The sequence below is a fragment of the Pseudomonas sp. Irchel s3h14 genome (assembly GCF_900187425.1).
In the GTDB taxonomy this organism is placed as follows: Bacteria; Pseudomonadota; Gammaproteobacteria; order Pseudomonadales; family Pseudomonadaceae; genus Aquipseudomonas.
Window position 1 is genome coordinate 58,083 of record NZ_FYDJ01000023.1, and the last position, 21,169, is coordinate 79,251.

Here is a 21,169-nt window from a genome sequence, read left to right on the forward strand (position 1 = left end):
GAAAATCGGCAGATTTCGGATGTCCGAAACCGTGGCAGAGCCATGACGGCGCTGCCCGGATCGGTGGTTATTGTTTTGGCTTCTTGGGGGTGGAACCTGATGGTGCGTGTTGCCGGTGTCTTCCTTGAATTAGCAGTGACGCCATCGCGGGCAAGCCTTGCTCCTACGGGTCTTGTGTCGATCAATGAAACGACTCAATCCTGTAGGAGCAAAGCTTGCTCGCGATGCTTTTAGTGTTTGAACATCACATGCCGAACGACGGTGTAGTCCTCCAGCCCGTACATGGACATGTCCTTCCCGTAACCGGACAGTTTCTGACCGCCGTGGGGCATTTCGCTGACTAGCATGAAGTGCGTATTCACCCAGGTGCAGCCGTACTGCAAGCGTGCGGACAAGCGATGCGCACGACCGACGTCCGAGGTCCAGACCGACGACGCCAGGCCGTAGTTCGAATCGTTGGCCCAGCCCAGTACCTGTGCTTCATCGGCGAATTTGGTCACCGACACCACCGGCCCGAACACTTCACGACGGACGATTTCGTCGTCCTGTTGCGCGTCGGCCAACACCGTTGGTTCGAAGAAGAAGCCATTGCCTTCCACAGCCTTACCGCCGGTGATCAATCGGATATGCGGCTGCGCCACGGCACGCTCGACAAACCCGGCCACACGGTCGCGATGTTGCGCGGTGATCAACGGGCCGAGTTCGGTCGACGGATCGTCCTGCAAACCGTACTTGATGCTGCTGACTGCTTCGCCGAGTTTCTCGACGAATTTGTCGTAGATGCCTTCCTGCGCGTAGATGCGGCAGGCGGCGGTGCAGTCCTGGCCGGCGTTGTAGAAGCCGAAGGTGCGAATGCCTTCCACGGCGGCGTCGATGTCGGCGTCGTCGAAGATGATCACCGGGGCTTTGCCGCCCAGTTCCATGTGCATGCGTTTGACGCTGTCGGCGGTGCTGGAAATGATGTTCGAACCGGTGGCAATTGAGCCGGTCAACGAGACCATGCGCACTTTCGGGTGTGTGACCAGTGGGCTGCCAACCGTAGGCCCACGACCGAACACAAGGTTAAGCACACCGGCCGGGAAAATATCCGACGCCAGTTCTGCCAGACGCAGCGCGGTCAGCGGGGTTTGTTCCGACGGCTTGAGCACCACGGTATTACCCGCCGCGAGGGCCGGGGCGATTTTCCAGGCGACCATCATCAGCGGGTAGTTCCACGGCGCGATGGAAGCGATCACGCCGACCGGGTCGCGACGGATCATCGAGGTGTGACCGTGCAGGTATTCACCGCCCGCTGAACCGCTCATGCAACGGCTGGCGCCGGCGAAGAAACGGAACACGTCGGCAATCGCCGGGATCTCGTCGTTAAGTGCAGCGCTGTAAGGCTTGCCGCAGTTGTCCGACTCCAGTTTGGCCAGCTCTTCGCCGTGTGCTTCGATGGCGTCGGCGAGTTTGAGCAGCAGCAGCGAACGTTCTTTTGGCGTGGTTTGCGACCAGTCTTCGAAGGCGCTGTCGGCGGCACGCACGGCGGCATCGACCTGGGCTTCACTGGCTTCGTTGATTTCCACCAACACACGACCGAGGGCCGGGTTGAACACCGGTTGGGCGGGGCCTTCGCCGTCGATCAGTTGGCCATTGATCAAGAGTTTGGTTTGCATGGCTTTGTCCTCTTCGGAACTGTTGTTTTTTCTCTGTCGGAACCGGCCCAAATGTGGGAGCGGCGGTGCGACGATTCGACTTGCTCGCGAAAGCGGTGCATCAGGCACCATCAATGTTGAATGTGATGGCCCCTTCGCGAGCAAGCCCGCTCCCACTTTAGAGTCGGTTCCTACAGGGAGTAGTCGTTGTTCGTTATTTACCACCACTGCCCGCAACGCTTTCGCCGCCACGGGTCAGGTAATAGGCGCCGAGGATCGGCAGCATGGTCACCATCATCACCAGCATCGCGACGACGTTGGTCACCGGCACGTCCCGTGGGCGGCTGAGCTGGTTGAGCAGCCACAGCGGCAGGGTGCGTTCATGGCCGGCGGTGAAGGTGGTGACGATGATTTCGTCGAACGACAGGGCAAACGCGAGCATGCCGCCGGCCAGCAACGCCGAGCCGAGGTTCGGCAGGACGATGTAGCGGAAGGTCTGCCAGCCGTCGGCGCCGAGGTCCATTGAAGCCTCGATCAAACTGTGAGAAGTGCGACGCAAGCGGGCGATGACGTTGTTGTAGACGATCACCACACAGAAGGTCGCGTGACCGACAATGATGGTGAACATCCCCGGCTCGATCCCCAGCGTCTTGAAGGTCGCCAGCAACGCGATGCCGGTGATGATCCCCGGCAAGGCAATCGGCAGGATCAGCATCAGGGAAATGCCTTGCTTGCCGAAGAAATCCCGGCGGTACAACGCCGCCGATGCCAGTGTGCCGAGGACCAATGCAATCAACGTCGCGACGGAGGCAATCTGCAGCGACAGCTTGATCGCTTCCAGTACGTCGGGCCGGGAGAACGCCACGCCGATCCACTTCAGGGTGAAGCCCTTGGGTGGGAAGCTGAACGCTGCGTCTTCGGTGTTGAAGGCGTACAGGAAGATGATCAGGATCGGAAAGTGCAGAAACACCAACCCGCCCCAGGCGGCGATGCGCAGGCCGAGCGAGGCTTTCTCGCCGTGTGTTTCTGGCTTTTGTTTTTTCGCATCAGAGCGCATCGAAGGCCCCCAGTCGTTTCACGACAGTCAGGTAAATGGCGATCAACACAATCGGCACCAACGTGAAGGCCGCGGCCATCGGCATGTTGCCGATCGCGCCTTGCTGGGCGTACACCATGCTGCCGACGAAGTAGCCCGGCGGGCCCACCAGTTGCGGCACGATGAAGTCGCCGAGGGTCAGTGAAAAGGTGAAGATCGAACCGGCCGCGATGCCCGGAATCGACAGCGGCAAAGTCACTTGCATGAAGGTCTGGCGTGGCTTGGCACCGAGGTCGGCCGAGGCTTGCAGCAAGGACGGCGGCAGACGTTCCAGCGAGGCCTGGATCGGCAGGATCATGAACGGCAGCCAGATGTAGACGAACACCATGAAGCGGCCCAGGTGCGAGGTCGACAAGGTGCTGCCGCCCACTCCCGGAATGCCCAGAATGAACTGCAAAACCGGCTCAAGCCCCAGGTGTTGAACGAACCACTGCGCCACGCCGCCCTTGGCCAGCAGCAAGGTCCAGGCATACGCCTTGACGATGTAACTGGCCCACATCGGCATCATCACCGCGATGTAGAAAAACGCCTTGGTTTTGCCGGTGGTGTAGCGCGCCATGTAGTAGGCAATCGGGAACGCGACGATGGCGCTGGCGATCGAGACGACGACGGCCATGCTCAAGGTGCGCAGGATGATGTCGAAGTTCGACGGCTGGAACAGGGCAGCGAAGTTCGCCAGGGTCAGGTCGGGCGTGACCGCCATGGTGAAGTCATCGAAGGTGTAGAAACCTTGCCACAGCAGAACCAGCAGCGAACCGAGGTAGATCGCGCCGAACCACAGCAGCGGCGGTACCAGCAGCATCGACAGGTACAAGTTCGGCCGGCGATACAGCAGGTTGGAAAACCTGCGCAACGGCGAGCCGCCGGCCGGGGTTTGAGGGAGAGCCACGCTGTTCATCTCACACCCCGCCGACAGCATTGTCGTGCAGCGGGATCATCGCTTCCCGTGCCCAGCGCGCGCTGATGCGTTGCCCGGTCTGATGTTGCGCGCTGACGTCCAGCCACTGGACGTTGGCCTGGCTGATGTTCAGGGTCTGGCCGTTTTCCAGTTTGAGTTCATAACGCGTGGCGCTGCCCTGGTACTGAATGTCATGGAGCAAACCGCTGACTTCGATTTCATGGCTGGCCAGCGGACCTTCGGCGAAACGCACGTGTTCCGGGCGAATCGAAAACGGCTGTGGATTGCCGCTCAATTGTTTCGCCAGGTCACCGCGAATCACGTTGGAGGTGCCAACGAATTCCGCGACAAAGGTTGTAGCCGGTTTCATGTAGAGGTTGCGCGGCGTGTCGACCTGCTCGATGCGCCCCTTGTTGAACACCGCCACGCGATCCGACATCGACAGCGCTTCGGTCTGGTCGTGGGTGACGAAGATGAAGGTGATGCCGAGCTGGCGTTGCAGCTTCTTCAACTCACTCTGCATTTGCTCGCGCAGCTTCAAGTCGAGTGCGCCCAACGGTTCATCGAGCAGCAGCACGCGCGGGCGATTGACCAGGGCGCGGGCCAGAGCCACACGCTGGCGCTGGCCGCCGGACAGTTGCACCGGTTTACGCTCGCCGTAACCGCCGAGGGCGACCATGTCGAGGGCTTCTTCGGCGCGTGTCTGGCGTTCGGTTTTGCCGACGCCTTTGACTTTCAAACCGTAGGCGACGTTGTCGAGTACGTTCATGTGCGGGAACAACGCGTAATCCTGGAACACGGTGTTCACGTCACGCTGATATGGCGGGAGCCCGGTGGCTTCTTCGCCGTGAATATGGATAGAGCCTGCACTCGGCTGTTCGAAACCGGCGATCAGGCGCAGACAGGTGGTTTTGCCCGAGCCGGAAGGGCCCAGCATGGAAAAGAACTCGCCGTCCTGGATATCGATGGAAACCCGGTCAACGGCCTTCACTTCGCCGAACTGACGGGAAACGTTGGTGAACTGGACTGCAAGCGTCATGGTGCGGTGCTCCAAAAAATCGAGGGCTGGTGATGATCGTTCCCACGCTCTGCGTGGGAATGCAGCCCGTGACGCTCTGCGTCACCTTTGCGCGAATGGACGCGGAGCGTCCGGTGATGCATTCCCACGCGGAGCGTGGGAACGATCGGTACGGGGTGTGTCAGCGACCACCCATGATCGCGATGTAGTCCTGGGTCCAGCGGCTGTACGGCACGAACTTGCCGCCTTCAGCCTGCGGGGTTTTCCAGAAGGCGATTTTCTCGAACTGGTCGAAGCCGTTGGTTTTGCAGCCCTCGGCGCCTAACAATTCACTCTCCTTGCACCCCGCCGGAACCGCCGGCAGCGAACCGAACCATGCCGCCAGGTCACCCTGGACTTTCGGTTGCAGAGACCAGTCCATCCACTTGTAGGCGCAGTTCGGGTGCTTGGCTTCGGCGTGCAACATGGTGGTGTCGGCCCAACCCGTTGCACCTTCTTTTGGAATCACCGAGGCAACCGGCTGCTTGTCCGCCACCAGGCCGTTGACCATGTAACCCCACGTGCTGGACGCCGCGAGGCCTTCGTTTTTGACGTCACTCATCTGGACCGTTGCGTCATGCCAGTAGCGGTGGATCAGGGGCTGTTGCTTGCGAAGCAGGTCCAGCGCCGCTTTGTATTGCGCTTCGTTGAGCTGGTACGGGTCTTTGATGCCCAGTTCCGGCTGTTTCGATTTGAGATAAAGCGCCGCATCGGCGATGTAGATCGGGCCGTCGTAGGCTTGGACGCGACCCTTGTTGGACTTGCCGTCCGGCAGGGTTTGCTCTTCGAACACCACGCTCCAGCTGTCCGGCGCTGTTTTGAAGATATTGGTGTTGTACATCAACACGTTCGGGCCCCATTGGTACGGGGTGCCGTAGGTTTGTTTGTTGACGACGTACCACGGGCCATCCTTGAGGCGAGGGTCAATGCTCTTCCAGTTCGGGATCAACGCCGTGTTGATCGGCTGCACACGCTTGCCGGCGATCAACCGCAGGGAGGCATCGCCGGATGCAGTCACCAGGTCGTAACCACCCTTGGCCATCAGGCTGACCATCTCATCGGAAGTGGCGGCTGTCTTGACGTTGACCTTGCAGCCGGTTTCCTTTTCGAAGCCGGTGACCCAGTCGTAGGCCTTGTCGCTTTCGCCACGTTCGATGTAGCCAGGCCAGGCCACAATATCCAGCTGACCTTCGCCGGCACCGACGGCTTTCAGCGGTTCGGCGGCCTGAATACTGGCACTGGCCAGCAGCGCCGTGGTGATTGCACTGAGCAGTGCGGTCTTGTGCACGAACATGGGGTTTCCCTCTTCTTTAATTATGGTCGGGGCAGTTTTGAACGTGGTGAAGCCGATGCCTTTACGGCTAATTGTTAGCGTAGTGCGCTTTTACAAATGCTGTCCGTGGCGGGCCATGATGTGCCGCACCACGCTGTAGTCCTGGAGCGAATCGCTGGATAAGTCCTTGCCGTAGCCCGAACGCTTCAGACCGCCGTGGGGCATTTCGCTGACCAGCATGAAATGGCTGTTGATCCAGGTGCAGCCGTACTGCAAGCGCGCCGCGACCTGCATCGCCTTGTCCAGGTTCTGGGTCCAGACCGAGGAGGCGAGGCCGTATTCCGAGTCGTTGGCCCAGTCCACGGCTTGTTCGAGCTGATCGAAACGGGTCACGGTGACCACCGGCCCGAACACTTCGCGCTGGACGATCTCATCGGTCTGCTTGCAACCGGCCAGCAACGTCGGCTGGTAATAGAAGCCGGCACCGGAGTGCACCGCCGCGCCGGTCACCCGCTCGATGTGCGGCTGGCCGAGGGCACGCTCGACGAAACTGGCCACGCGGTCGCGTTGGCGGGTGCTGATCAGCGGGCCGATTTCGTTGTCGGCATCGCGCTTGCCGGCGAAGCGCAGGCTGCTGACCGCTGCGCCGAGTTCGGCCACCAAGCGGTCATGAATCCCGGCCTGTGCATAAATTCGGCACGCTGCGGTGCAATCCTGACCGGCGTTGTAATAGCCGTAAGTGCGCACGCCTTCGACCACGGCTTGAATGTCGGCATCGTTGCAGACGATCACCGGGGCCTTGCCGCCGAGTTCGAGGTGAGTGCGTTTGAGGGTTTTTGCTGCGGCCTGGAGGATTTTTTGCCCGGTGACGATATCGCCGGTCAGCGACACCATGCGCACTTTAGGATGACTGACCAAGTGGCTGCCGACGCCTTCACCGCCACCGCAAATGATGTTGATCACACCACGCGGCAGGATCTCGGCCAGCGCGGGCGCCAGGGCCAGAATCGACAGCGGCGTGTGTTCGGACGGCTTGAACACCAGCGTGTTACCGGCGGCCAGGGCCGGGGCGATTTTCCACGCGGCCATCATGATCGGGTAGTTCCACGGCGCAATCGACGCGACCACGCCAATTGGATCGCGGCGAACCATGCTGGTATAGCCCGGCAGGTATTCGCCGCTGAGCTGACCGGTCTGGCAACGCACGGCACCGGCGAAGAAGCGGAACACATCGACCGTGGCGCTCAGGTCATCCTGACGGGCTAGGTGCAAAGGCTTGCCACAGTTCAGCGATTCGAGGCGGGCGAGGAGGTCGGCTTGTTTTTCGATGGCGTTGGCGATGTCCAACAGCAGGTTCGAGCGTTGTTGCGGCGTGGTGCGCGACCAACCGGCAAAGGCGCGGTGGGCGGCGAGAATCGCGGCTTCGACTTGCTCGGTACTGGCTTCGGCAATGTGCGTCAGCACTTCCCCGGTGGCCGGGTTGAGGATGGGTTCGACAAAACCCTGGCCCGCGACCAATTCGCCATCGATCAATAACGCGGTGAACAACGGGGTCTGCGCGCCAGCCATTTTTCGGGTTCTCTTTTCTTGTGTGGCCATGCTGCTCCCTGTGACTGGGGCCCGGCCGTCTTATAGATGTAGCAAGACTAGTGCTCAGGCCCGAGGTCGACAAATTCTAAATACTGAAGGTGGCGTTCGATTAAATAGATGGCTTGCGTCCGCCGTGGGGCTGCTCGCGGGCGACGGTCAGGAACGGGTCCACCAAGGCTGGGCGCGCGGTGCCGCGACGCCAAGCCAGGCCAACGTCCAGCGTCTGGCTCAAGTCCGCTATCGGGCGTGCTTCGATGATGTCGCCCTCCAGTGACCACGGGCGATAGGTCATATCGGGCTGGATCGACACGCCCAATCCCGCTGCCACCAGGCTTCGCACCGCTTCCGTCGACGCCGTTCTTAAGGTGATGCGCGGTTGCAGCGAAGCCGCCGCCCACATGCGTTGCGCATTGCGGTCCATTTCATCGACGTTCAGCTGAATCAACGGTTCACGGGCCACGTCGGCGAGGTTGATGCTGTCGTGTTCCAGCAGCGGATGCTGGGCCGGCAACCACAGCCTATGGGGCGAATGGGTCAGCACTTCGGTCTGCAAGGCGTGGCGGTCTTCGAGGTTGGAGAGGATCAGCACGCCGACATCGATCTCACCGCTGACCAGCAAATGCTCGATGTACGGCCGTTCGTCCTCCATCACGCGGATCTCGACATTGGGGTAGGCGCGCTGGAAACGGGTGAGTAGATCCGCAAGGTAGTAACCGGCTACCAGGCTGGTCACGCCGATGATCAACTGACCGGCGACCTGATCGGTGCTCTGTTGCAGGCTGCGTTTGGCGTTGTCCACCGTTGCCAGAATCAGGTGCGCCTGGCGCAGGAATTGGTGGCCCTGGTGGGTCAGCGTCATGCCCTTGGCGTGACGGTTGAACAGGCCGACGCCGATTTCCTGCTCCAGTTGCTGGATGGCCAGGGTCAAGGTGGACTGAGAAATGAACGCGGTTTGCGCGGCGGCGGAGATTGAGCCGGTCTCGGCCACAGCGATAAAGTGACGGATCTGACGCAAGGTCATCATGGAGAAAGTACCCGGTGGGCGGTTTTTATAGATTTGCTTGAGTGTATATCCATTTTTCTGAAGGGCCGTGGTCAGCTGAACGGCGCTGTGCAACATCTCGAAGCACTCTCGCCCCCGAATGCCGGGCACTTTCGATCTAGGCTGGTGGCCTTATTGATCCGGTTAACCCCTTTTTGGAGGCGGCAAATGAACACGCGTGGATTGCTCGATCAGCTACTCAAGTCCGGTCAGGACATGTTGCAGAACAAGGCCGGAGGCTCACAAAACAAGGCCTCTGGCGGTGGCTTGGGCGGATTGCTCGGCGGCAGCGGTGGTTCGGGCGGCCTCGGCAGTTTGCTCTCGGGCGCAGGCGGCGGGGCGTTGGCGGCGGGTGCCATGGGCCTGTTGCTCGGCAGCAAAAAGGCACGCAACGTCGGCGGCAAAGTCGCTATCTACGGCGGCCTCGCGGCGCTCGGCGTCATTGCCTACAAGGCCTACGGTAATTGGCAGGCCCAGCAGGGCACCGCACCACTTTCTAATACAAGAAGTGAACCGCAGACACTCGACCGTCTGCCTCCAGCGCAAGTCGAGCTGCACAGCCAGGCGATACTCAAGGCGCTGGTTGCGGCGGCCAAAGCCGATGGCCACGTTGATGAACGTGAGCGTGCATTGATAGAAGGCGAATTCACCAAACTCGACAACGATCAGGAATTGCAGCAGTGGCTGCATGCCGAACTCAGCAAGCCGCTCGACCCGACAGAAGTCGCCCGCGCTGCCAGTACGCCGGAAATGGCTGCCGAGATGTACATCGCCAGTGTGATGTTGGTGGATGAAGAGAGCTTCATGGAAAAGTCCTACCTCGATGAACTGGCGCGACAGCTCAAGCTTGAGCCGGGGTTGAAGGCTGAGTTGGAGAAGCAGGTGCGTCAGGCTTCTGTGTAAGTCAGCAGGCCGCCTTCGCGGGCAAGTCGGATCGCCCCGCGAAGGCGCCTTCAGTCGCGCTACATGCCCCCATCAGGGCCAATTCCGGCTATTTTTGCCGGGGATGAGAAGTGGCGCGCAACCCATTCTAGATGCAGCCCCGCCCTCGGCTATACTCCGCAGCATTTGAAACGCCTCCCGAGGACTGACTGTGAAGAACTGGACGTTGCGCCAACGCATCTTGGCGAGCTTTGCGGTGATTATCGCCATCATGTTGCTGATGGTCGTCGTGTCGTATTCCCGTTTACTGTCGATTGAGTCCAGTGAGAACGTTGTGCGCTCGGACAGTGTTCCCGGGATTCACTACAGTTCCCTGATTCGCGGTGCCTGGGTCGATGATTACGTGTTGACCCAGCAACTGATCGGGCTGGGTGGAGGTCGAGGCATGACCCAGGCTGACAAGGATATGTACCAGGGTATTGAGGAACGGCTGCAACGCTCGATGGCCAGCTACCAGGGGACCATCTTCGAGAAAGCTGATCAGGCAAGATTCGACGAATTTGTAAAGCTGCACGATCAATATGACAAGCTGCTCGAAGAGGTGCTCGATGCCTACCAGCAAAAGGACTTCGAACAGGCCCGTCGCATCCTCGCCGAACAGATGACTCCGGCATGGGCTGCCGGCCGCAAACAGCTGGACGAACTCATCGAATTCAACAGGGAGGCGGCTGAGGCGGCCACTGACTCGATCATTTCATCGGTAGCGGTAGCGAAGCTGATCATGGGCATATCGTTGCTGGTCGCCGTCCTTAGTGCCGGGTTGTGTGGTCTTTTGTTGATGCGCGCGATCATGGCGCCGATGAACCGCATTGTGCAGATCCTCGAAATAATGCGTACCGGCGATCTCAGCGGTCGTCTGGACCTGGCGCGCAAGGACGAATTCGGTGCCGTGGAAACCGGCTTCAACGACATGATGACCGAGCTGACGTCCCTGGTGTCCCAGGCCCAGCGTTCCTCGGTGCAGGTCACCACCTCGGTGACCGAGATCGCTGCCACCTCCAAGCAACAGCAAGCGACCGCCACCGAAACCGCCGCCACCACCACCGAAATCGGCGCGACGTCCCGTGAGATTGCGGCCACTTCGCGGGATCTGGTGCGCACGATGATCGAAGTCTCCACCGCCGCCGATCAGGCCTCGGTGCTCGCCGGTTCCGGGCAGCAAGGCCTGGCGCGGATGGAAGAGACCATGCACTCGGTGATGGGCGCGGCCGATCTGGTCAACGCCAAACTGGCGATCCTCAATGAGAAGGCCGGCAACATCAATCAGGTGGTAGTGACCATCGTCAAGGTCGCCGACCAGACCAATCTGCTGTCGCTCAACGCGGCGATTGAGGCCGAAAAGGCCGGTGAATACGGCCGCGGTTTTTCCGTGGTCGCCACTGAAGTACGGCGTCTGGCGGACCAGACCGCCGTCGCCACGTACGACATCGAACAGATGGTGCGCGAGATCCAGTCGGCGGTGTCGGCCGGGGTGATGGGCATGGACAAGTTCTCTGAAGAAGTGCGCCGTGGTATGTCCGAGGTGCAGCAAATCGGCGAGCAGCTGTCGCAGATCATCCATCAGGTTCAGGCGTTGGCGCCGAGGGTGTTGATGGTCAACGAAGGCATGCAGGCCCAGGCCACGGGCGCGGAGCAAATCAACCACGCGCTGGTGCAGTTGGGCGATGCCAGCAGCCAGACCGTCGAGTCCCTGCGCCAGGCCAGTTTCGCCATCGACGAACTGAGCCAGGTGGCCGTAGGGCTGCGCAGTGGCGTTTCGCGATTCAAAGTTTGATGAGCGAACCCACGGCCAAACGCATCGCCGTGAAGCCGGCGCTGCAATCATTGTTTCTGGTGTTTCGCATCGGCAACGAGCGCTATGCCTTGCGGGCCATCGAGGTGGCGGAAGTGCTGCCGCGCCTGCCGTTGAAACCGATTCCCCGCGCGCCGGAATGGGTGGCCGGGGTGTTCGCCTACCGTGGCGCGGTGGTGCCGGTGATCGACCTCAGTGCGCTGACGTTCGGCCAAACGGCCCAGGCCCGCACCAGCACGCGTTTGGTGCTGGTCAATTACCGTCCGGATGAGTTCGCTGAGGCGCAATTGCTCGGGCTGATTCTGGAACAGGCCACCGATACCTTGCGCTGCAACCCGGCGGATTTTCAGCCCTATGGCCTGGACAATCGTCAGGCGCCGTACCTCGGGCCGGTGCGTGAAGATGCCCAGGGTTTGCTGCAATGGGTGCGGGTCGCCGATCTGCTGGACGAGAAGGTTCGCGCGCTGCTGTTTCCGTCGCAGCCGTTGGACCTGGCGCTGTTTGAGGAGCGGCCATGAGCAGCGATCAGCGGTTTTTCGATTTCCTCAAAGAGCGCATCGGTCTCGACGTGACGTCGGTGGGACCGGCGATCATCGAGCGTGCGGTGCGTCAACGCAGCACCGCGTCCAAAGCGCTGACGGCCGATGAGTACTGGCACACCTTGCAGGGATCGCAGGACGAGCAGCAGGCGCTGATCGAAGCGGTGATTGTCCCCGAGACCTGGTTTTTCCGTTACCCGGAATCCTTCGCCACGTTGGCGAAACTGGCCGCCAAACGCCTGAGCGACATCAACAATATGCGCGCGCTACGGATTCTCAGCCTGCCGTGTTCCACCGGTGAAGAACCGTATTCCATCGCCATGGCGTTGCTTGATGCCGGGTTACAGCCGCACCAGTTCAAGGTCGAAGGCATGGACGTCAGCCCGTTGTCGGTGGAAAAAGCCCGGCGCGCGCTGTACGGCAAGAATTCGTTCCGTGGCCAGGACATCGCCTTCCGCGACCGGCATTTCACCGCTGAAGGCGAGGAGGGCTATCGCCTCAGCGGGCGAGTACTCGAACAAGTGCGTTTGCAGGTCGGCAATCTGCTGGATCCGACGTTGCTGGCCAACGAGCCGCCTTATGACTTTGTGTTTTGCCGCAACCTGCTGATCTATTTCGATCAGCCGACCCAGCAGCAAGTGTTCGAAGTGCTCAAGCGTCTGACCCATTTCGACGGTGTGTTGTTTATCGGCCCGGCCGAGGGCAGTTTGCTCGGCCGTTTTGGCATGCGTTCGATCGGTATCCCGCAGTCCTTTGCGTTCAGTCGTCAAAGCGCACCAGAGCCAGAACCCTTCCCGACTTTCGTGCCAACGCCTCTGCCCGCCCACCAACCGGTGCGCAGCGTGACACCGCCGCCCGTTCGCAGCCGGCCCTTCGCAACGGTAACGCCGCTGCCTGTGGTGGCGAAAGTCGCCAACCCGGACACTGCCGCGCTGCTGGCGAATATCGCCGCGCTGGCCAACGAAGGCAAAAGTGCCGAGGCCCGCGCCGCGTGCGATAGCTATTTGCGCAGTCACGAGCCAGTGGCCCAGGTCTTTTACTGGCTGGGCTTGCTCAGCGATGTCGCCGGCAGAGTCCTTGAGGCTCAGGGTTTTTATCGCAAGGCGCTGTACCTCGACCCGCAACATCCCGACGCGTTGATGCACCTGGCGGCGATGCTGCAATCCTTGGGCGACACGGCGGGAGCCAGACGATTGCAGGACCGCGCCGCCCGCAGCGAGCGCGCCGCTGACAGTGAGCGTAAACGATGAACGCCGCCGACACCTTTAGCCTCACCCATGAAGATGCTCAGGCCATCGACGACTGCTGGAACCGCATCGGTATCCACGGCGACAAGTCCTGCCCGCTGCTGAGCAATCACATTCACTGCCGCAATTGTGCGGTGTATTCGGCCGCGGCGACGCGCTTGCTCGACCGCTACGCGTTACAGCAGGAAGACCGCGGGCAAGTCTCCACGGCGGTCGAGAGCGAGGTGAAAACCCGTTCGCTGTTGATGTTCCGTCTCGGCGAAGAATGGCTCGCCCTGGCTACCCGCAGTCTGGTGGAAGTGGCGCCGCTGCAAGCGATACATTCCTTGCCGCACCAGCGCTCCCGGGCCTTGCTCGGCGTGGCGAATGTGCGCGGCGCGTTGGTGGCGTGCCTGTCGCTGGTGGAATTGCTCGGGCTCGACGGCGCCAGCAGCGTGGCGTCCGGCGCGCGGGTCATGCCGCGCATGCTGATCATCGCCGCCCACGGCGGGCCGGTGGTGGTGCCGGTGGATGAAGTGGACGGGATTCACGCCATCGACGAACACATCCTCGAGGCGGCGTCCCGCTCCGGCACGCAGGCCAGCGCCAAATACACCCGTGGCGTGTTGCAATTCAAAGGTCGCAGCCTGCGTTGGCTGGATGAAGAACAGCTGCTGTCCGCCGTGACCCGGAGCCTTACATGACCCCCGAGCAAATGCGCGACGCCTCTTTGCTGGAACTGTTCAGTCTGGAAGCCGAGGCCCAGACCTTGGTGCTAAGCGCCGGCCTGCTGGCGCTCGAGCGCGATCCGACCCAAGCCGATTACCTCGAGTCGTGCATGCGCGCGGCCCACTCGCTCAAGGGCGCGGCGCGGATTGTCGGGGTCGATGCCGGGGTCAGCGTCGCCCATGTGATGGAAGATTACCTGGTCAGCGCCCAGGAAGGGCGCCTGTACCTGCGGCCCGAATACATTGATGCACTGTTGCAAGGCACTGATCTGCTGATGCGAATTGCGACGCCGGGCAACGCTCCGGCGCCTGCGGATATCGAAGCTTACGTCATCTTGATGGGACGGCTGCTTGATCACATGGCGGCTACCCCCATCGCGCCGCCGATGGCAGAGCTTCAGCTGGAACCGCCGACGCCCAAGGTTGAGCCGCCCATGCCTGCCGCCACCGAAGCCCCCCCGGCAGCGCCCGCCGAGCCAGCGCCCAAGACTAAACGCACCATCGAAAATGGCGAGCGCGTATTACGCGTCACGGCCGAACGCCTGAACAGCCTGCTTGATCTGTCGAGCAAATCCCTGGTGGAAACCCTGCGGCTCAAACCGCACCTGGCCACCATGCAACGCCTCAAGCGCATGCAGAACAACGGCCTGCGGGCCCTGGAAAACCTCAACGTCCACCTCAAGGAACATGCCTTGAGTCTGGAAGCACAGGAAGCCCTCGAAGTCGCTCGTCGGCTACTGGCTGAGTCTCAGCAATTGCTGGTGGAGAAGAACGCCGAACTGGATGAGTTCGCCTGGCAGGCCAGTCAGCGGGCGCAAGTGTTGTACGACACCGCGCTGGCCTGCCGCATGCGGCCGTTTGCCGATGTGTTGAGCGGGCAAGTGCGCATGGTCCGCGACCTCGGTCGCGACCTCGGCAAACAGGTACGACTGGAGATCGAGGGCGAGAAAACCCAGGTCGACCGCGACGTGTTGGAGAAACTTGAAGCGCCGCTGACTCACCTGCTACGCAATGCCGTGGATCACGGCATCGAATCCCCGGAGCAACGGCTAATGGCGGGCAAGCCCGCTGAAGGCCTGATCCGTTTGCGTGCTTCCCATCAGGCCGGTCTGCTGGTGCTGGAGCTGAGCGATGACGGCAATGGCGTCGATCTGGAAAAGGTCCGCCGCAGCATCATCGAACGCCAATTGTCCCCGGCCGAAACCGCCGCGCAGTTGACTGAAGAAGAGCTGCTGACCTTTCTGTTTCTGCCGGGTTTCAGCCTGCGCAACACGGTCACCGAAGTCTCCGGGCGCGGCGTCGGACTGGATGCGGTCCAGCACATGGTCCGTCAGCTGCGCGGCGCGGTCGTGCTGGAGCAGGTGGCGGGCGAGGGCAGTCGTTTCCATCTCGAAGTGCCGCTGACCCTGTCGGTGGTGCGCAGTCTGGTGGTGGAGGTCGGTGACGAGGCGTATGCCTTTCCGCTGGCCCACATCGAACGGATGTGCGATCTGGAGCCGGCGGACATTGTCCAGGTCGAAGGCCGTCAGCATTTCTGGCACGAAGGCCGGCATGTCGGGCTGGTCGCGGCCAGTCAGCTGTTGCAGCGTCCGGCGAGCCAGAACAGTCAGCAAACCCTCAAAGTGGTGGTGATTCGCGAACGCGAGGCGATTTACGGCGTGGCGGTCGAGCGTTTTATCGGCGAGCGGACGTTGGTCGTTTTGCCGCTGGATGAGCGTCTGGGCAAGGTGCAGGACATTTCCGCCGGGGCCTTGCTCGACGATGGTTCGGTAGTGCTGATCGTCGACGTCGAAGACATGCTGCGTTCGGTGGACAAACTGCTCAATACCGGGCGTCTTGAGCGCATTGCCGGTCACGGCAACCAAACGGTTGAAGCGGCTCGAAAACGGATTCTGGTGGTCGACGATTCGCTGACCGTACGTGAGCTGCAACGCAAGTTGCTACTCAATCGCGGCTACGACGTGGCGGTGGCGGTGGACGGGATGGATGGCTGGAACGCCCTGCGTTCGGAGGATTTCGATCTGTTGATCACCGACATTGATATGCCGCGCATGGATGGCATCGAACTGGTGTCTTTATTGCGCCGGGACAATCGCCTGCAATCCCTTCCGGTGATGGTGGTGTCTTACAAGGATCGTGAAGAGGACCGTCGCCGTGGACTGGACGCTGGAGCCGACTATTATCTAGCCAAAGCCAGTTTTCATGACGACGCCCTGCTTGACGCGGTGGTTGAGCTCATTGGAGGAGCGCGTGCATGAAAATAGCGATCGTCAACGACATGCCCATGGCGGTGGAGGCCCTGCGCCGCACCTTGGCATTCGATCCGGCGCACGAGGTGGTCTGGGTCGCCAGTAATGGGGCCGAGGCGGTGCAGCGTTGCGCTGAAAACACGCCGGATCTGATCCTGATGGACCTGATCATGCCCGTGATGGATGGCGTGGAGGCGACCCGGCGGATCATGGCCGAGACGCCGTGCGCGATTGTCATTGTTACGGTCGACCGCGAGCAGAACGTGCATCGGGTGTTTGAGGCCATGGGCCACGGAGCGCTGGATGTGGTCGATACGCCGGCCATCGGTGCCGGCAATGCCCAAGAGGCAGCGGCCCCGTTACTGCGCAAGATCATGAACATCGGTTGGCTGATCGGTGACCGGGGCAATCGGGAGCGAGCCGCCCCGAGCCCGCTGCGCAGTTCGGCTTCGCGCCAGCGCCTGATCGCCATTGGCTCATCCGCCGGTGGGCCGGCCGCGCTGGAAGTACTGCTCAAGGGGCTGCCGCGAAATTTTTCGGCCGCCATCGTGCTGGTGCAGCATGTTGACCAGGTGTTCGCTGCCGGCATGGCCGAATGGCTCAGCAGCGCCAGCGGCCTGAATGTGCGCCTGGCCCAGGAAGGCGAGCCTCCGCAGGCTGGGTCGGTGTTGCTGGCGGGCACCAATCACCATATTCGCCTGTTGAAAAACGGCACGCTGGCCTACACCGCCGAACCGGTCAACGAGATCTACCGGCCCTCGATCGATGTGTTCTTCGAGAGCGTGGCCAATTACTGGAACGGCGATGCCGTGGGGGTTTTGCTCACCGGCATGGGACGCGATGGTGCACAGGGGCTTAAACTCATGCGCCAACAGGGCTACCTGACCATCGCTCAGGATCAGCACAGCAGCGCGGTGTACGGAATGCCGAAGGCGGCAGCGGCCATCGACGCCGCTGTGGAGATTCGCCCACTGGAAAAGATAGCGCCACGATTGCTGGAGATTTTCCCCAAATGAAGACTTTTCACAGCAATCTGGCCCAAGTAGTACTCAGGTGACTGCCTATGAATGATTTACAGCTCGACGACTTCAAAACCGACGAAAACGCCGCCATGGTGTTGTTGGTGGACGATCAGGCAATGATCGGCGAGGCGGTGCGCCGCGGGTTGTCGAACGAAGAAAACATCGACTTCCACTTCTGCGCCGACCCGCACCAGGCCATCGCCCAGGCGATCCGCATCAAACCGACGGTGATCCTTCAGGATCTGGTGATGCCCGGTCTTGACGGCTTGAGTCTGGTGCGCGAGTACCGCAACCATCCGGCGACCAAGGACATCCCGATCATTGTCCTGTCGACCAAGGAAGACCCGCTGATCAAGAGCGCGGCGTTTGCGGCCGGGGCCAATGATTACCTGGTGAAGTTGCCGGACAACATCGAACTGGTGGCGCGCATCCGCTATCACTCGCGTTCCTACATGACGTTGCTGCAGCGCGACGCCGCTTATCGCGCGCTGCGGGTCAGCCAGCAACAGTTGCTCGACACCAACCTGGTGCTGCAACGCTTGATGAACTCGGACGGCCTGACCGGGCTGTCGAACCGCCGGCATTTCGATGAATACCTGGAGCTTGAGTGGCGCCGTTCGCTGCGTGACCAGAGTCAACTGTCGCTGCTGATGATCGATGTCGACTACTTCAAGTCCTACAACGACAGCTTCGGCCACCTTGAAGGTGATGAAGCCCTGCGCAAAGTGGCCACGGCGATTCGTGATGCCAGCGCCCGTCCTTCGGACCTGCCGGCCCGTTATGGCGGCGAAGAGTTCGCCCTGGTGCTGCCCAATACTTCGCCGGGCGGCGCGCGACTGGTCGCGGAAAAACTTCGCCAGACCGTAGCTTCGCTAAAGATTCCGCATGTTTTCCCGGTCGAAGGTTCGAGCCTGACCATCAGCATCGGCCTGTCGACCATGACCCCGCAACCGGGCGGCGATTGCCGTCAATTGATCTCGGCGGCGGACAAGGGGCTGTATCTGGCGAAGAACAATGGGCGTAATCAGGTGGGGATCGAGTAACCCACACCCCTAGCGCTGTAGCACCGTAGCAGCTGTCGAGCCCCGCGAGGCAGCGTTCGGCGGCGCAGCCGTCGTAAAACCAGGCAACGCGGTCGTTCAGGAAAACCGCGTACACAGGTTTTGCGAGGACTCCGTCCTCGAACGCAGCCTCGCGGGGCTCGACCGCTGCTACAAGTGTTCGCCGTTTAGCCAAAACCATTCGCCCCTAAAGCCGCCAGGCGGGCTGCCGTGACAGCCTGATTACGTTATACTCGCCGGCTTTCAAAAGTTCGCCAACGAGTGCTGCCCGCCATGGAAATCAACCCGATCCTTAACAGTATCAAGGACCTGTCCGAGCGCTCCGAAACTATTCGGGGGTATCTTTGACTACGATCAAAAGCATGAGCGTCTGACTGAAGTCAATCGCGAGCTTGAAGATCCGTCTGTCTGGAACAACCCGACGTACGCTCAGGAGCTGGGCCGCGAGCGGTCCCTGCTGGCTCAGATCGTCGAAACCCTCGACGAAATGCACACAGGCCTGGCCGACGCCAAAGACCTGCTGCTGATGTCCGCCGAAGAAGAAGACCAGGCCGCCGTCGATGACGTCGCTGCCGAAGTCGAGCGTCTGCGCGAGTCCCTGGAAAAACTCGAATTCCGTCGCATGTTCAGCGGTGAGATGGACGCCAACAACGCCTACCTGGACATCCAGGCTGGCTCCGGCGGCACCGAGGCTCAGGACTGGGCCAACATCCTGCTGCGCATGTACCTGCGCTGGGCCGACAAACGCGGTTTCGACGCGACCATCATGGAACTGTCGGCCGGTGAAGTCGCCGGTATCAAAGGCGCCACAATCCATATCAAGGGCGAATACGCCTTTGGCTGGTTGCGTACCGAAATCGGCGTGCACCGTCTGGTGCGCAAGAGCCCGTACGACTCCGGTAACCGTCGCCACACCTCGTTCTCGGCCGTGTTCGTGTCGCCGGAAATCGATGACAACATCGAAATCGACATCAACCCGTCGGACCTGCGCATCGACACCTACCGCTCCTCCGGTGCCGGTGGTCAGCACGTAAACACCACCGACTCGGCCGTGCGTATTACGCACGTACCGAGCAACACCGTGGTCAGCTGCCAGAACGAACGCTCCCAGCACGCCAACAAAGACACCGCGATGAAAATGTTGCGGGCGCGCTTGTACGAGCAGGAAGTGCAGAAACGCAACGCCGCCTCCCAGGCCCTGGAAGACACCAAGTCGGACATCGGCTGGGGTCACCAGATTCGCTCGTATGTACTCGATGCGTCGCGAATCAAGGATTTGCGCACTAACATCGAACGCAGCGACTGCGACAAGGTGCTCGACGGCGACATCGACGAATACCTGGTGGCCAGCTTGAAACAAGGGCTCTAAGGCACGCGCTACAGGGTTGTCGTAATCCTGTAGGAGCGAGGCTTGCCCGCGAACCCCGGCGAATGCCGGGGGCAACGAACCTGATGGAATATTTAAAGACATGAGCGACCTAGAACTCGACCCGCAAGCCCTGCAACAGGAAGAAAACTCCCTGATCGCCCTGCGCAAGGAAAAGCTGGCTGCCGAGCGCGCCAAGGGCAATGCCTTCCCGAACGACTTCCGCCGCGACAACTACTGCGAAGACTTGCAGAAACAGTACGCGGACAAGACCAAGGAAGAGCTGGCAGAGGCTGCGATCCCGGTCAAGGTTGCCGGTCGCATCATGCTCAACCGTGGCTCGTTCATGGTGATCCAGGACATGACAGGTCGCATTCAGGTCTACGTCAACCGTAAAACCCTGTCCGAAGAAACCCTGGCCTCGGTGAAAACCTGGGACATGGGCGACATCATCGCAGCCGTTGGCACCCTGGCGCGTTCCGGCAAGGGCGACCTGTACGTCGAAATGACCCAGGTGCGCCTGCTGACCAAGTCCTTGCGTCCGCTGCCGGACAAACACCACGGCCTGACCGACACCGAACAGCGCTATCGCCAGCGTTACGTTGACCTGATCGTCAACGAAGACGTGCGCCAGACCTTCCGCGTACGTTCGCAAGTGATTGCACACATCCGCAGTTTCCTGATGCAGCGTGACTTCCTGGAAGTGGAAACGCCGATGCTGCAAACCATTCCGGGTGGTGCGGCAGCCAAGCCGTTCGAGACTCACCACAACGCGCTGGACATGGAAATGTTCCTGCGTATCGCGCCTGAGCTGTACCTCAAGCGCCTCGTTGTCGGCGGTTTCGAAAAAGTCTTCGAGATCAACCGCAACTTCCGTAACGAAGGCGTTTCGACTCGTCACAACCCTGAATTCACCATGTTGGAGTTCTACCAGGCTTACGCCGACTACGAAGACAACATGGACCTGACCGAAGAGCTGTTCCGCGAACTGGCACAGCTGGTTCTGGGCAGCACCGACGTGCCTTATGGCGACAAAGTGTTCCACTTCGGCGAACCGTTCGTGCGTCTGTCGGTGTTCGACTCGATCCTCAAGTACAACCCTGAGCTGACCGCTGACGACCTGACCGACATCGACAAGGCCCGCGCCATCGCCAAGAAGGCCGGCGCCAAGGTGCTGGGCTTCGAAGGTCTGGGCAAATTGCAGGTGATGATTTTCGAAGAGCTGGTCGAGCATAAGCTGGAGCAGCCGCACTTCATCACTCAATACCCGTTCGAAGTGTCGCCGCTGGCCCGTCGTAACGACGACAACCCGAACGTCACCGACCGTTTCGAGCTGTTCATCGGTGGCCGCGAAATCGCCAATGCCTACTCCGAGTTGAACGACGCGGAAGACCAGGCCGAGCGCTTCATGGCGCAGGTGGCCGATAAGGACGCCGGCGACGACGAAGCCATGCATTACGACGCCGACTTCGTTCGCGCGCTGGAGTACGGCATGCCGCCAACGGCCGGTGAAGGTATCGGCATCGACCGTCTGGTGATGCTGCTGACCAACTCCCCGTCGATCCGCGACGTGATCCTGTTCCCGCACATGCGGCCACAAGCGTAAGTGTTTCAATAAAAAAGCCGCCTAAAACAGGCGGCTTTTTATTGCCTG

General features: G+C 61.0%; 17 protein-coding genes. 10 read left to right on the plus strand and 7 right to left on the minus strand.

The window, feature by feature from the left end:
• Nucleotides 1-230: 230 nt before the first annotated feature.
• The 7 genes from CKW16_RS27585 to CKW16_RS27615 form a co-directional block, all read right to left on the minus strand.
• Nucleotides 231-1,655 (minus strand): gamma-aminobutyraldehyde dehydrogenase, encoded by a 1,425-nt coding sequence (locus CKW16_RS27585; RefSeq protein WP_095132344.1) that lies wholly within the window; start codon nucleotides 1,653-1,655, stop codon nucleotides 231-233.
• A gap of 193 nt (nucleotides 1,656-1,848) precedes the next feature.
• On the minus strand, nucleotides 1,849-2,691 hold the full coding sequence (locus CKW16_RS27590) for an ABC transporter permease (protein WP_095132347.1): 843 nt from the start codon (nucleotides 2,689-2,691) through the stop codon (nucleotides 1,849-1,851).
• Nucleotides 2,681-3,628 carry an ABC transporter permease gene (locus CKW16_RS27595; RefSeq protein ID WP_095132350.1) on the minus strand — a complete coding sequence of 316 codons (948 nt, stop codon included), beginning with the start codon at nucleotides 3,626-3,628 and terminating at the stop codon, nucleotides 2,681-2,683. The genes CKW16_RS27590 and CKW16_RS27595 overlap by 11 nt, the downstream gene beginning before the upstream one ends.
• Nucleotide 3,629: 1 nt before the next feature.
• Nucleotides 3,630-4,667 (minus strand): ABC transporter ATP-binding protein, encoded by a 1,038-nt coding sequence (locus CKW16_RS27600; RefSeq protein ID WP_095132352.1) that lies wholly within the window; start codon nucleotides 4,665-4,667, stop codon nucleotides 3,630-3,632.
• 160 nt (nucleotides 4,668-4,827) lie between these two features.
• Complete coding sequence (ydcS, locus tag CKW16_RS27605; RefSeq protein WP_095132354.1) at nucleotides 4,828-5,979, minus strand: putative ABC transporter substrate-binding protein YdcS; 1,152 nt, start codon at nucleotides 5,977-5,979, stop codon at nucleotides 4,828-4,830.
• Between the two features lie 90 nt (nucleotides 5,980-6,069).
• Nucleotides 6,070-7,557, minus strand: coding sequence for a gamma-aminobutyraldehyde dehydrogenase (locus tag CKW16_RS27610; RefSeq protein WP_074879833.1), 1,488 nt, complete (start codon nucleotides 7,555-7,557; stop codon nucleotides 6,070-6,072).
• Between the two features lie 100 nt (nucleotides 7,558-7,657).
• Nucleotides 7,658-8,572 (minus strand): LysR family transcriptional regulator, encoded by a 915-nt coding sequence (locus CKW16_RS27615; RefSeq protein WP_046048338.1) that lies wholly within the window; start codon nucleotides 8,570-8,572, stop codon nucleotides 7,658-7,660.
• A 186-nt stretch (nucleotides 8,573-8,758) separates the two neighbouring features.
• On the opposite strand from CKW16_RS27615, the gene CKW16_RS27620 reads away from it, so the two are divergent.
• The 10 genes from CKW16_RS27620 to lysS all read left to right on the plus strand — a co-directional run bounded on the left by CKW16_RS27620 (nucleotide 8,759) and on the right by lysS (nucleotide 21,121).
• Nucleotides 8,759-9,493 (plus strand): tellurite resistance TerB family protein, encoded by a 735-nt coding sequence (locus CKW16_RS27620; RefSeq protein WP_095132356.1) that lies wholly within the window; start codon nucleotides 8,759-8,761, stop codon nucleotides 9,491-9,493.
• A 190-nt stretch (nucleotides 9,494-9,683) separates the two neighbouring features.
• Entirely contained in the window at nucleotides 9,684-11,306 is a 1,623-nt protein-coding gene (locus CKW16_RS27625; protein WP_095132357.1) for a methyl-accepting chemotaxis protein, read from the plus strand.
• On the plus strand, nucleotides 11,306-11,842 hold the full coding sequence (locus CKW16_RS27630) for a chemotaxis protein CheW (protein ID WP_095132359.1): 537 nt from the start codon (nucleotides 11,306-11,308) through the stop codon (nucleotides 11,840-11,842). Before CKW16_RS27625 ends, CKW16_RS27630 begins: the two co-directional genes overlap by 1 nt.
• Nucleotides 11,839-13,113 (plus strand): protein-glutamate O-methyltransferase CheR, encoded by a 1,275-nt coding sequence (locus CKW16_RS27635; protein WP_095132361.1) that lies wholly within the window; start codon nucleotides 11,839-11,841, stop codon nucleotides 13,111-13,113. Before CKW16_RS27630 ends, CKW16_RS27635 begins: the two co-directional genes overlap by 4 nt.
• Nucleotides 13,110-13,793: a chemotaxis protein CheW gene (locus tag CKW16_RS27640; RefSeq protein ID WP_095132363.1), complete on the plus strand. Its 684-nt coding sequence runs from the start codon at nucleotides 13,110-13,112 to the stop codon at nucleotides 13,791-13,793. Before CKW16_RS27635 ends, CKW16_RS27640 begins: the two co-directional genes overlap by 4 nt.
• The gene (locus CKW16_RS27645) at nucleotides 13,790-16,075 is read left to right on the plus strand and encodes a hybrid sensor histidine kinase/response regulator (RefSeq protein ID WP_095132365.1); all 2,286 of its coding nucleotides are present in this window, start codon (nucleotides 13,790-13,792) and stop codon (nucleotides 16,073-16,075) included. The genes CKW16_RS27640 and CKW16_RS27645 overlap by 4 nt, the downstream gene beginning before the upstream one ends.
• Complete coding sequence (locus CKW16_RS27650) at nucleotides 16,072-17,082, plus strand: chemotaxis response regulator protein-glutamate methylesterase (RefSeq protein WP_095132367.1); 1,011 nt, start codon at nucleotides 16,072-16,074, stop codon at nucleotides 17,080-17,082. The genes CKW16_RS27645 and CKW16_RS27650 overlap by 4 nt, the downstream gene beginning before the upstream one ends.
• A 47-nt stretch (nucleotides 17,083-17,129) precedes the next feature.
• Entirely contained in the window at nucleotides 17,130-18,131 is a 1,002-nt protein-coding gene (locus tag CKW16_RS27655; protein ID WP_095132369.1) for a PleD family two-component system response regulator, read from the plus strand.
• A 291-nt stretch (nucleotides 18,132-18,422) separates the two neighbouring features.
• Nucleotides 18,423-19,518 (plus strand): peptide chain release factor 2 gene (prfB, locus tag CKW16_RS27660; protein WP_141232781.1). Its coding sequence is split into 2 segments (ribosomal slippage): nucleotides 18,423-18,494 and nucleotides 18,496-19,518, totalling 1,095 coding nucleotides; the frame shifts between segments, so codons are not numbered across the junction.
• 100 nt (nucleotides 19,519-19,618) lie between these two features.
• Entirely contained in the window at nucleotides 19,619-21,121 is a 1,503-nt protein-coding gene (gene lysS / locus CKW16_RS27665) for a lysine--tRNA ligase (RefSeq protein WP_095132371.1), read from the plus strand.
• The last annotated feature ends 48 nt before the right edge of the window (nucleotides 21,122-21,169 follow it).